The sequence below is a fragment of the Nocardia sp. NPDC051570 genome, assembly GCF_044454005.1.
Lineage (GTDB): Bacteria > Actinomycetota > Actinomycetes > Mycobacteriales > Mycobacteriaceae > Nocardia.
This window is the reverse complement of sequence record NZ_JBITDI010000002.1, coordinates 538,379-549,888: the sequence shown is the minus strand read 5'-3', so window position 1 is coordinate 549,888 and position 11,510 is coordinate 538,379. Positions and strand designations below refer to the sequence as shown.

The 11,510-nt window shown below is 65.8% G+C and carries 12 protein-coding genes; 4 read left to right on the top strand and 8 right to left on the bottom strand.

The window, feature by feature from the left end; genetic code table 11:
* Positions 1-19: 19 nt before the first annotated feature.
* A complete protein-coding gene (locus ACIA76_RS06225; protein ID WP_397149067.1) occupies positions 20-499 on the top strand; it encodes a GNAT family N-acetyltransferase in 480 nt (159 codons plus the stop codon).
* On the opposite strand, the gene ACIA76_RS06220 is transcribed toward ACIA76_RS06225, so the two are convergent.
* The 5 genes from ACIA76_RS06220 to ACIA76_RS06200 form a co-directional block, all read right to left on the bottom strand.
* Positions 484-1,530 carry an ABC transporter ATP-binding protein gene (locus ACIA76_RS06220; protein WP_397149065.1) on the bottom strand — a complete coding sequence of 349 codons (1,047 nt, stop codon included), beginning with the start codon at positions 1,528-1,530 and terminating at the stop codon, positions 484-486. The genes ACIA76_RS06225 and ACIA76_RS06220 overlap by 16 nt on opposite strands.
* On the bottom strand, positions 1,530-2,609 hold the full coding sequence (locus ACIA76_RS06215; protein WP_397149062.1) for an ABC transporter ATP-binding protein: 1,080 nt from the start codon (positions 2,607-2,609) through the stop codon (positions 1,530-1,532). The genes ACIA76_RS06220 and ACIA76_RS06215 overlap by 1 nt, the downstream gene beginning before the upstream one ends.
* Positions 2,606-3,586, bottom strand: a complete 981-nt coding sequence (locus tag ACIA76_RS06210; protein WP_397149060.1) for an ABC transporter permease — start codon at positions 3,584-3,586, stop codon at positions 2,606-2,608. Before ACIA76_RS06210 ends, ACIA76_RS06215 begins: the two co-directional genes overlap by 4 nt.
* Before the next feature lie 84 nt (positions 3,587-3,670).
* Positions 3,671-5,446, bottom strand: coding sequence for an ABC transporter substrate-binding protein (locus tag ACIA76_RS06205; RefSeq protein ID WP_397149057.1), 1,776 nt, complete (start codon positions 5,444-5,446; stop codon positions 3,671-3,673).
* A gap of 46 nt (positions 5,447-5,492) precedes the next feature.
* On the bottom strand, positions 5,493-6,491 hold the full coding sequence (locus tag ACIA76_RS06200; protein ID WP_397149055.1) for an ABC transporter permease: 999 nt from the start codon (positions 6,489-6,491) through the stop codon (positions 5,493-5,495).
* 135 nt (positions 6,492-6,626) lie between these two features.
* On the opposite strand from ACIA76_RS06200, the gene ACIA76_RS06195 reads away from it, so the two are divergent.
* The gene (locus tag ACIA76_RS06195) at positions 6,627-7,073 is read left to right on the top strand and encodes a YbaB/EbfC family nucleoid-associated protein (RefSeq protein WP_397149052.1); all 447 of its coding nucleotides are present in this window, start codon (positions 6,627-6,629) and stop codon (positions 7,071-7,073) included.
* Here ACIA76_RS06195 and ACIA76_RS06190 read toward each other — a convergent pair whose 3' ends face one another.
* Positions 7,074-7,304, bottom strand: a complete 231-nt coding sequence (locus ACIA76_RS06190; protein WP_397149050.1) for a hypothetical protein — start codon at positions 7,302-7,304, stop codon at positions 7,074-7,076.
* A gap of 20 nt (positions 7,305-7,324) precedes the next feature.
* Here ACIA76_RS06190 and ACIA76_RS06185 point away from each other — a divergent pair, with 20 nt between their 5' ends.
* Positions 7,325-7,753 carry an SDR family NAD(P)-dependent oxidoreductase gene (locus ACIA76_RS06185; RefSeq protein WP_397149433.1) on the top strand — a complete coding sequence of 143 codons (429 nt, stop codon included), beginning with the start codon at positions 7,325-7,327 and terminating at the stop codon, positions 7,751-7,753.
* A gap of 4 nt (positions 7,754-7,757) precedes the next feature.
* On the opposite strand, the gene ACIA76_RS06180 is transcribed toward ACIA76_RS06185, so the two are convergent.
* Both ACIA76_RS06180 and ACIA76_RS06175 read right to left on the bottom strand, forming a co-directional pair.
* Positions 7,758-8,756 (bottom strand): M48 family metalloprotease, encoded by a 999-nt coding sequence (locus ACIA76_RS06180; protein WP_397149047.1) that lies wholly within the window; start codon positions 8,754-8,756, stop codon positions 7,758-7,760.
* 261 nt (positions 8,757-9,017) lie between these two features.
* On the bottom strand, positions 9,018-9,461 hold the full coding sequence (locus ACIA76_RS06175) for an SRPBCC family protein (RefSeq protein ID WP_397149044.1): 444 nt from the start codon (positions 9,459-9,461) through the stop codon (positions 9,018-9,020).
* Positions 9,462-10,433: 972 nt separating this feature from the next.
* Between ACIA76_RS06175 and ACIA76_RS06170 the strand changes: the two genes are divergently transcribed.
* A complete protein-coding gene (locus ACIA76_RS06170; RefSeq protein ID WP_397149042.1) occupies positions 10,434-11,465 on the top strand; it encodes an AraC family transcriptional regulator ligand-binding domain-containing protein in 1,032 nt (343 codons plus the stop codon).
* Positions 11,466-11,510: the final 45 nt, after the last annotated feature.

Sequence of the window (11,510 nt, the reverse complement as noted above, 5' to 3'; positions counted from 1 at the left end):
GGATGGGTACGGTCGGCGCGTGATCGAGGTCCAGGTGTTGACGCCCGATGATTGGGGGCTGTGGCGTCGGTTGCGGCGGGTGGCGCTGGGGGAGTCGGCGGGGGCGTTCGGGGCTACGTTGGCTCAGTGGAGTGGGGCGGGGGATACCGAAGAGCGTTGGCGTGCGCGGCTTTCCGAGGTTCCGGTGAATCTGGTGCTTCGATGGGACGGGGTGGAGGCGGGGATGGTTTCGTCCTATCCGTGCGATGACGGTGCGGTCGAGCTCATCTCGATGTGGGTCGCACCGTTCGCGCGGGGGCATGGGGTCGGGGATGCGGCCGTGAATTTCATTGTGGCTCGGGCGCATCCGTGCGATGTGGTGCTGTCGGTCAAGTCCGGCAACGCACCGGCGATCGGGTTGTATCGACGCCACGGATTCCTCGACGCCGGGCCCTCGCCCGACGACCCCACCGAGCGGCTGATGCGATACCAGCCTGTGCGGGCTCAGGCGACCACGTGACGGGGCTCCGGGAAGTGGCAGGCTGCCTTGTGGCCGGAGGTGGAGCCGGAGAGTTGGATCAGGGGTGGTTCCTGTTCGGCGCAGATGGATTCGGCCTTCCAGCAGCGGGTGCGGAAGCGGCAGCCGGAGGGTGGGTTGATGGGGGAGGGGACGTCGCCGGTGAGGCGGATTCGGTCGCGTTGGCGGGCGCTGTCGGGGTCGGGTTCGGGGACCGAGGACAGCAGGGCCTGGGTGTAGGGGTGGTGGGGGCGGTCGTAGAGGTCTGTGCGGTCGGCGATTTCGACGATCTTGCCGAGGTACATGACCGCGATGCGCTCGCTGAAGTGGCGGACCACGGCCAGGTCGTGGGCGATGAAGACGAAGGCGATGCCCAATTCGCGCTGCAGCCGCTGCAGCAGGTTGACCACCTGCGCCTGGATGGAGACGTCCAGCGCGGACACCGGTTCGTCGGCCACGATCAGCTTGGGCTCCAACGCCAGAGCGCGGGCCACCCCGATGCGCTGGCGCTGCCCGCCGGAGAACTCGTGCGGATAGCGGTTGTAATGTTCGGGATTCAGCCCGACGGTCTCGAGCAGTTCCCGCACCCGCTGCCGTCGGCCGCCGGGCGGATTGATGCCGTTGATCTCCATCGGCCCGGCGATGATCGTGCCGACGGTCTGCCGCGGATTCAGCGAGGAGTACGGATCCTGGAAGATCATCTGGATCTCCGACCGGATCGGCGCCAGTTCGCGGCGGCTGCGGTGGGTGATGTCCTGGCCGTCGTAGGTGATCGTGCCCGCCGTGGGCTCGAGCAGCCGGGCCAGCATCCGCCCGGTGGTCGACTTACCACAGCCGGACTCGCCCACCAGGCCGAACGCCTGGCCCGCGTCGACGCTCAGATCGATGCCGTCCACCGCGCGCACCACACCGGTCTTACGTTTGAACAGCACCCCCGAGCGAATCGGGAAATGCATCTGCAGCCCGGTCGCCGTCAGGAGCGGCTGATCCCCGCTCGGTCGCGAAATCGGTTGGGACAGAGTCTGTTCGGTCATCATGCCTTCCCACCGCCCAGCCGCGGCCGGATCTCGTCGATGAAGATGCGCTCGGCGTCGCCGTCGGTCAGATGACAGGCCACCCCGCGCCCGGTCGCCGACCCGATCTGCGGTCGCTCACTCGCACAGTGCCCGCCGCCCACCCGGTCCACGAAATCGCATCGAGGATGGAACGGACATCCGGACGGCACGTCGATCAGGCTCGGCGGCGCGCCGCGCACCGGCGTCAGCGGCAGATCGACCTCCCCACCCAGCTGCGGAATCGACGACAGCAGGCCCCAACTGTAGGGATGGCGTGGCTGCTGGAGCACCTCGCGCACCGTACCCCGCTCCACGCAGCGGCCCGCGTACATCACCAGCACATCGTCGGCCATCTGCGCGACCACGCCCATATCGTGGGTGATCAGGATGATCGCGGTATCGAATTCGGTTTGCAGCTCCCGCAGCAGATCCAGAATCTGCGCCTGCACCGTCACATCCAGCGCGGTCGTCGGCTCGTCGGCGATGAGCAGATCCGGATCGCAGCACAGCGCGATCGCGATCATCGCCCGCTGCCGCATACCCCCGGAGAACTGATGCGGATACTCGTCCACCCGCCGTTCCGGTTGCGGGATACCGACTTTGGCGAGCATCTCGATCGCCCGTGCCCGGGCCCGCTTGCGATTGGCGCCGGTATGGCGCCGGTAGGTCTCCATGATCTGATCGCCGACCGTGTAGTACGGCGACAACGCGGTCAACGGGTCCTGGAAGATCATCGAGATCCGCTTGCCCCGGAACCGCTGCATGGTCGCCTCGTCCGCACCGGCCAGATCCGTTCCCTCGAACAGGATCTGCCCGCCGAGGGTGGTCCGCGCGCGGTTGTGCAGGCCGAGGACGGCCATGGTCGCCACGCTCTTGCCGGACCCGGATTCGCCGACAATACCCAGCGTCCTGCCTCGCACCAGATCGAACGACAGCCCGTCCACCGCCTTGACCACGCCGTCCTCGGTGTTGAAGTGCACCTTCAGATCTCGCATGGACAGGATGGCCTCGCGCTCGGATCCGGGTACCTCCAGATCGGATTCGGCCACCGTGATCATCCCAGCCTCACTCTCGGATCGATGAACGCGTACACCACGTCCACCACGATGTTGGCCACCACGACCGCGGTCGAGGCCAGCAGCACGACCGCCATCATCACGGGCAGATCGGAGTCCTGTACGGAGTTGGCCGCCAGCTGGCCGACGCCCGGGAGATTGAATACCGTCTCAGTGATGATGGCCCCGCCGATCAGCACGGCGATATCCAGGCCGAGCAGGGTGGCGATCGGGCTCATGGCGCCCCGGAAGGCATGTTTCACATAGACATTCGCGCGGCCCATGCCCTTGGCGCGCACGGTGCGGATGTAGTCCTCGCTCATGACCTCGACCATGGACGAGCGGGTGAGCCGCGCGTAGTACGCGGCAGTGATGACGGCCAGGCAGATCCATGGCAGCAGCAGTCCGGTCGCCCATTGCAGCGGATTGTCGAGGAACGAGGTGTAGGTGGGCACCTTCATGATTCGCGTCGAATACACGAACAGGAACAACAGGAACGGGCCCAGCACGAAGATCTGCTGCGCACCGCCCACCACAGCGAAGCCCATGGCGACCTTGTCGGCGAGCTTGCCCTTGCGCAGCGCAGCCAGCATGCCGAGGCTGACGCCGAGGAGCAGGAAGATCACCACCGCGCCGATGGTCAGTGACAGAGTGACCGGGAGCCGGTCGAGGATGGTGTCCAGCACCGGCTGGTGATTGTGGAATGAGTAGCCCAGGCACGGTGCGGGACAAGCGGAATCGCCGATGGTCCGGCCGGTGAAGATTCCGCCGAGGTACTCGACGAACTGTTTCCAGACGGGTTGGTCGGTGCCCAGCTGATGCGCGACGGCGGCCATGAGTTCGGGGGAACACACCTTTCCGCAGGCCAGCCGGGCGACGTTACTGCCCGGGGCCACGTAGAACAGCATGAACGTGACCGCGCAAATGACCAGCAGGATCACGAGGCCGCCGAGGATGCGGCGGGTGAGGAAGGCCAACATACGGACGTGTCTCTCTGGAGGGATGGCCGAGCCGGTCGGCGGAACAACCTGTCCGCCAACCGGACTCGACGCATCTGCGCGGCGTTACTTCATCAGGTAGGCGTTGAACAGATCGAGGCTGGAGGTGAGCACGTCCATCCGCGCCCCGCCGACCTTCGAACCGTGCATGATCTGTTTGCGCGTGTACACCAACGGAATCGACGCCGCGAACTGCTTCTGGATCATCTGGTCCAGCGGCATGTACTCCTTGCCCTGTTCCTGGATGTCCTGGATCGCCTGGACGCGATCGATCTCGGCGTCGACCTTAGGCTCCTTGAGGTGGGACCAGTTGGTGCCCTGCTCCATGACCGCTCCGCTGTCGTACAGGGCGCTGTACACGGTTCGGTTGGTCGGCCAGTCCGGGGCCCACTGGTACCAGATCACGTCGTACGGGTTGTCGAGATGCCCGCCGGTGTCGAAGAAGCCCTTGTCCGGCACCGGGTTCAGATTGACCTTGAAGCCGGCGGCCTCCAGTGCGCGCTTGATCGGGGCGCCTATCCGGTCGGCGGTCGGGGTGGTTTCCCAGGCCACGTTGACCACGGTGTTGAGTTTGCCCGCGTCGGTGAGGATCTGCTTGGCCTTCTGCGGGTCGCCGTTGTCACCGACGCCGTACGGATTGGGCTGCGGCGAGTAGCCCACCGAGCTGCGGGGGCTGAACGTGTTGGCGACGTTGCCGTAGAAGGGGCCGCCCTGAGTGGTGATGATGTCCTGCTTCGGCCATGCGGTGGCGATGGCCGTGCGCACCTTCACATCGGTTATCCGGGTGGTGTTGATCATGAACTGGACCACCCCGGTGGTCTCTTCGTCCACCACGCGCTTCTTCAGATTCGGATCCGCCATGATGGCCTGGACCTGGTCGGTGTCGACACCGCCGTAGAGACCGGCCGAGTACGGGTCGATATCGGCCTTCTGCTGATCGGTCTCCTGCTTGGCCTGGACGCCGAACTGGAAGTGGATCTGATCCGGATACTGGTGCCGGACCGGATCGGTGCTCGGATCCCAGTTCGGGTTCTTCACCAGGGCAAGGGTTTTGTCCACATCATGTGAGCCGATCTTGTACGGCCCGGTGGCCATATCGCCCAGCCCGTTGACGTCCAGGTCGTCGGGCCTGGCGTCCTTGTCCTTGCGGATCGGGACGGTCTGGGCCATCGAGGCGGCGAACGGGAAGTCCGACTGCGGCTGTGCCAGATGGAAGACGACGGTCTTGTCGTTCGGAGTGTCGATCTTGTCGGGGCCGAGATCCTTGCCGCTGGCGAAGGGGCCGGGGTAGTACGAGAGGTAGTCGTCCTTCCCTGCCAGCCACTGCTGGATCCACTTCGGCCCGGTGGCGAACTTCGCGTCGAAGGTGCGCTCGACGGCGTACTTGACGTCCTGGGACTTGATCGGGGTGCCGTCGGCGTACTTCACGCCGTCCTTGAGCGTGTACGTCCACGTCTTGCCGCCGTCGGAGGGCACGCCGGTGTTGGTGGCCAGGTCACCCACCAGCGCCATGGTGCCGTCGTCGTTCTGTTTCAGCACGGTGAGGCGGCGGTCCATGACCTTGAACGCCTCATCGTCCGGGGTCTGGTAGCACTTGGCCGGGTCGTAGTGCACGAAGTCGATACGCCAGGTCAGGTTGAGCGTGCCACCCTTCTGCGCCCCGGGCACCTCCGCAGCCGGACCGCTGGACTGCTTGCCGTCCTGGTCCAGAGTGAGCTTGTTCTGCACGGTTTTCGGTTGATCGCTACTACCGACATTGGTGCCGCCCGCCGAGCAGCCCGCCGCGGCCAGCACCGCGGTCGCGGCCACCGCGGCGGCCTGCGCGAGATACCTTCTCTTCATATGGTTCCTGCCTTCTCCTACCGCCGACAACCGGCGAAGCTAACGGTTATCGGCTCCCCTTCGGGTCGAGGGCGTCGCGTACCGAGTCCCCGAGCAGATTGAAGGCGAGCACGAAAAGGATCATCCCGATACCGGGGAAGACCAAATAGGTGATATCCGAGGAGATCAGGCCGGATCCGTTCTGGACCATGACTCCCCAGTCGGGCGTCGGCTGAGTGATGCCGACGCCGAGGAATGACAGCGCCGCCTCCGCGGTGACGTAGGTGGGCAGATCCAGTGTCGCGAGCACCAGGATCGGGGTCCACAGATTCGGCAGCAGTTCCCGGAAGATGATGCGCCGGGGTCCGGCCCCGGTCACCCGGGCCGCCTCGATGAACTCCCGCTCGCGCAGCGAGAACACTTGTCCGCGTAGCAGTCTGGCGTTTCGTGTCCAGCCGAACAGGGTCAGCAGTCCGATCATGCTGGCCGCCCGCACCCAGACCGGGATCTCCTGCCCGGTGGCCATATATCCGGCCCAGGCGACCGGCATGAAGGCGAGCATGAACAGCGTGGACGGCACGGACAGCAGCGTGTCGGTGATCCGGCTGATGATGTAATCGGTTCTGCCGCCGATATATCCGGCGGTGATGCCCAGGATGGTGCCGATGACGGTCGTCAGCAGCACCACGGCCACCGAGATCAGCAGCGAAGTGCGGATCGCGTACACCAGCACCATGAACACGTCGCGGCCGGTATGCGGTTCGATGCCGAACCAGAACTGGCTGTCGATGCCGCCATTGGGTTTGATCGGAAACCCTGTGTCGGTGAGCAATCCGTTACTCGGCGTGGCGTACTGCGTGTACGGATCCTTGCCGTAGGCCAGGGAGATCAGCGGTGCGCCGAGGCCGACGACGAAGAAGAACAGCACGACCACACCGGAGATGACCCCGGTCTTGTCCCGTCTGAATCGCAGCCAGGCGAGTCGGCTGGGGGAACGGCCTACCGGCCCCCGTGCCGGAACCGATACGGCGTCGGGTACTTGCTCATCCGTCAGCAGGGTGGCCACTTATCTATCCCCTTTGATCATTCCAAGGTCGTTGGAATGGGCGAACGGTACGACTCGTGGACCGTTGTCGTCAAGCCGAGCGGTCCGCTCCCCTATGTCAACCATATTGCGGTGCAACAGTTTTGTTAATCGGGGGTGACAGCGGTATTACCGGTGCTAGAGTGCGTCGCGACGACTGGCCTGGATGCCCACCATGGAGCGAATGATGGCGAAAGCCGCTCGGCGCACGGCAAACTCACGCAGATCCGAAGATGCGGCGAAGCGGTCGGCGGGCGGGTGTGTGTGGAAGTCGATGTGGAGGGTGAGATTACGCGTTTGACGCTGTCGCCCGACCTGTCCGGCACCGATCTGCCGGATTTGGCGGCCGCGATCACCCAGGCGCATAAGACCGCCCGAGCGCGGGCTCGCGCGGCGGCCACCGACATCTCTCGCGAGTTGCGCGAACCGTACATCGGCGGCTTTATCCACCAAATGACCACGGCCGGTGAACTATTCGGGTTTTCCGATCCCGCGCTACCGAATCCGGCACAACCCATCGGCGACGAGGACGGCCCGTCGCCGGTCGACGAATCTGGCTGGTGATCAGCGCGGCGGCGGTGTGGGCGCGGGGGCTGGAGGCGGTGCGGTGGTGGGCGTCGGCGCGGGTGGCGGAGGTGGTGAATAGGGCGCCACGACAACGGCTTTCGGTGGATCATCGACCGACCCGGCCTCGGTGGGATAGAAGTACGGCAGATGCAGCGGGCTGCCGTCGGTCGGCTGTGTGGGATAGGTGTCCATCGGGGTCCGATTGCTGGGTCCGGTGAGCGTGGCCACGGTATCGCGCCAGGTGCGGTCTGGAATGGATCGTCGACATCAGCTTCTGGGGTGTGGCGCACGGCACCAGCGCTTTCCTGCCGGTGTTGCGGCGCTCGGGCGGCGGCACCGTCGTCAATGTGTCGAGTGCGTCCGGACCGCTCGGCATGCCGAGTCAATTAGCCTATGCGGCAACGAAGTTCGCCGTGCGCGGCTTCACCGAATCGCTGCGGATGGAGCTGCTGATCGCCGGATGGCCGACGCGGGTGATGTGTGTGCACCCGGGAAGAATCCGGACGAGTCCGGATCGCGCGGCGCGGGCGATCGTCGACGGTGTCGCCCGGCACAAGATCCGATTGCTCGTCGGCGTCGACGCGGTAGTGATGGATGTGCTGCAGCGGGCGTTCCCGGTCGGCTATCAGCGGCTGGCCGGCTACGCCACCCGCCAAGCCCTGCGGTCGTATTCGTGAGGAACTAGGCGGGCTGCCACCGCCTGGCCAGCTCGTCGAGGCGATCGCGGATGTGGCGGATCCGATTGTCGGGTGCGGGTTTCGGCGTCCAGGCCGAGACCGACAGGGGAGTCGGCGGGATGAATGCGGGCGGCGGCATATCCGGCCGCCGCAGGATCGCGCCGAGTTCGGTGCCGTAGCCCAGATCGGTGGCGAGCTGATCGGCCCGATATTCGGCGCGGGCGGTGAGCGGCATCAGCGCCAGTGCCGCGAGTTCGGGCAGTACGCGCAGCAGCACCGCCGCGGGGCCGACGATCACCGTGGTGGCGGCCACGACAGGACAGGCCACGAGCACTCGCCCGAGGGTGTTCCAGCCGCCGGAGAACATCCGGGAGCCGGGCGCGGGCAGGCGGCGGGCGATCGCATCGCCGAAGACGGTGATGCTCGGCATGAGGGCTCGCTCGACCCAGACCACGGGCAGGTTGTGATGGCGAAAGACGAACCGCCAGAACGCCGTTCGGCCCTGCACGCGTTGCCCGAGCTGATGGGCGAGCACCGCCTCGAGCTCCCGCGGACTCGTGCGCCGCAGCGTATCGGCGGAGACCGTGATCATCGCGTCCGGCACCGCGAATGCCCGATCCGCCTCCGGTATCCACAGCGAATAGGCGGCGGCGGGCACACCGGCCTTACGCGCCACATTCTCCCAGGCCGTCACCAGCGTGAGCCGTTCCTCGTACATCGGTTGGCGCACACCGAACAACCGCAGCGCCCAGCGCTGCTGTCCGGACCGGAAACATAGCGCGCCCCACAGCGCGCACAGCAGAAACCAGCCCGTCGGCAGCGCCGCGGGAAATCCGATCCCGAGCATGAGCCCGAGTCCGAAGAGCAACACCGACATCAAAGCCGCGGACGGTACAGCAGACAACAGCATCACGATCCACGCCCGAACGCGATCCGCGGCCGATCGTCGGGCACATGCCAGTCCGCCGGGGTGGTTCGCGGTCGCGATCACTTCGGAGGTCATGCCCGTCGACGCTACAGCCCGACCCCGACACGCCGCTCAACACGAGGTGAGAGTGTTGCGAATCGCGCAATACGAGCAGCGGAACGAGGTGGTGTCTCGATGACGGCCTTGGTCACCCTCGTCGGGGGCCGAGCGCGGTGCGAGGTGGACGGCACGCGGTTCGACTGGGGCGTGGGATTGCGGCATCGGCGGCGACGGTCCGACATCGCGGCCGGATCGGGCCGCCGAATCCGCCTGTGGCCCCGGGTGAGCGGGGTTCGGTCAGCGAGCGGCCGGTTGGTCGGCGTATGCGGCGAGCCCCTCGGTCATGCGCTGCATGAAGCGGGTCAGATACCACTGCCACAACGGCCCCGACAGCGCCAGCTTCGGCTCGAAGGTCGCCGACCAGGTGATATCGGTCCCGCCCTCGGGCGTCTCGGCGAGTTCGACGGTTCCGCGATAGGAGCGGAACGGCCGAGTCCTGTTCTCGTAGCCGAACCGCCGGTCCTCGATCAGTTCGACAATGCTCTCCCGGGAAACCACACGGCCGGTGCGGAATACGCGCACGGCCCCCACCTGCTGCGCGGCATCGGGATCGTCGCCGCCGTCGAGTTCGACGGAATCGATCGGCGACCACGACGGCCATGTCCCCGCGCGGACGAGGGCCGAGAAGACCGCGGCAGGCTCGGCCTGCGAACGTGCGGTCACGACATAGGAGTAGAACACCGCTCAGACGATAGACCGCGAATCCGGAGCCGACAGCGTGCAACGCGCCCGGGCGGCAGGGTGCTGCCTCGGTTGTTCACCTTCGAGACATGAACCACGACACCGCATTCGACCACCGCTGCGGGGAACGATCCCGGACCGGACCGCCGGGCGGGGTCGTTTCTGGATCACCGACGAGCGAATCGCCTTGGGGAACAAGGCTATATCCCAACTGGACGGACGGCCCGGACGGGCGCCGGTCGGCGAGCGATGATCGACCTCCGCAGGGCTACTCGTGTAGCGACGCTTGGATTTCGGCGGCCAGGTGCACACTCCCCGCAGCAATGAACTTCTGCCTTCTGTTCATCGCGTCGTTGATGTCGGCAAATGTGCCCAGACCGAAGTTCAGCGATTAGGAATGCCCGGTCGTCGCCCTTGTCATCGAGGGCTGCGAGGTAGAGCTGACAGTAATGGAAGATGTCACCGACCACGGCGACGATCGGTCGTGCTCTCGCACACGAGTAGACCATGACATGGGTGTAACCGTTGAGGCCCCTGACGGCCAGCTCACTGGTGTCGAGTGGGTCCACTTGCGCTGGAAGGTGTGTGCCGCCCGCAATGCCCTGTATTGCCGCCGGTGCGAGTGTCCCACGCAGCGGGATCGACTGTGGCGCAGAACGTCCGGTATTGCCGAGTTGTGTGCATCACGATTGCGGGCAGTGTTCCGGTCGCGGCACGGCCGCTGCCTGCGCGCTCGGGCAGATCCGGCGCCATCCGCAGGTAGGGGGCGGCGCGCGCAGCGGTTACAGCGTCGCCTCGATCGTGCCCTCAGCAACCTTTCGACGCCGCTACCGGTCCTCGCCTGGCACCACGGATTCCACAACGATCCGCATCCGATTCTGCGACTATTTCTATGTGGACGATGCCAAGGCTACGGACGAGCCACTCACCGGATCCGGTCCCTGCCGTCTCGAGTTCCGCGAGGAATCGACCGTGGGCAACCCGCGTCAGCTGCGGTCGATCACCGGTGCGGCGTTGCTGACGAAGTTCGCAGTCAGCCGCGGTATGACAATGCCAGCCGTCCTGCAGCACACCGGCATCGCCGAGGGGCAGTTGCAGGATCCGAGTGCGGAGATCACGCTCGACCAAGAGATCACACTAATACGTAACATCGTCACCGAGACAGGCCACGAACCCGGATTGGGCCTGATGGCGGGACTGCTGTGCCACCCGCCGAGCCTCGGGGTGCTCGGCTTCGCGGTGATGAGCAGCTCGACGCTGCGCCACGCCCTCGAAATCGTTGTGCGCTATGCCGACCTGCTGTTCACCGCCACCCACTTCGCGTTGGAGGATCATGACGACGAGCTGTGGTTGGTGCGTGACCACGACGCGGTGCCGAACGATCTCAAACAGTTCCTCGCCGAACGCGACTTCGCGGCCCTGCCGACCATCCAGCACGATCTGTTCCCGGTGCGGGTGCCCACCCTGCGGTTCGAGATAGCCGGAAAACCGCACCCCGTCTACGAGATGTTCGGCGCCCTGTTCGGCACCGACAACATCATTTTCAACGCCCCGCAGTCGATTGTGGTCTGGCACTCGTCGGCTCTCGATGTCCCTTTGCCGCAAGCGAATCCGGCAACCGCACAGTTCTACGAGCAGCAGTGCGCCGAACTGATTCAGCGCCGACACAAGCGCAACGGGCTCAGCGGACGAGTGCGGGAACTGCTGATTCGCCACCGTGGGGTCACCGCTCAGACCCGAGTCGCCGCAGACCTGGGTGTCAGCGTCCGTACCCTGCGCCGCAGGCTCGCGGACGAGGGCATCACGTTCCGAGAACTGAACAATGAGACGATGGGGATGCTGGCCGAGGAGCTTCTGCTCGCCGGCCTGACCGTAGAACAGACGGCCGACCGGCTCGGCTACGGAAGTGCTTCGGCATTCACATCGGCATTTCGATCCTGGAAGGGCCAGTCACCGGGGCTTTTCGCGCGGGCGAACCGAGGACGCGCCGCGGAGTGGGCGTAGCCATAATCGCCCAGCCCTTGCCGCCGTAGTCACGGCCCTCGCAGA

Bases quoted from the DNA above. Each gene is read 5' to 3' on its own strand.
- ACIA76_RS06180 (WP_397149047.1), bottom strand. From the start codon at position 8,756: ATGACCTCCGAAGTGATCGCGACCGCGAACCACCCCGGCGGACTGGCA.
- ACIA76_RS06205 (WP_397149057.1), bottom strand. From the start codon at position 5,446: ATGAAGAGAAGGTATCTCGCGCAGGCCGCCGCGGTGGCCGCGACCGCG.
- ACIA76_RS06210 (WP_397149060.1), bottom strand. From the start codon at position 3,586: ATGTTGGCCTTCCTCACCCGCCGCATCCTCGGCGGCCTCGTGATCCTG.
- ACIA76_RS06215 (WP_397149062.1), bottom strand. From the start codon at position 2,609: ATGATCACGGTGGCCGAATCCGATCTGGAGGTACCCGGATCCGAGCGC.
- ACIA76_RS06220 (WP_397149065.1), bottom strand. From the start codon at position 1,530: ATGACCGAACAGACTCTGTCCCAACCGATTTCGCGACCGAGCGGGGAT.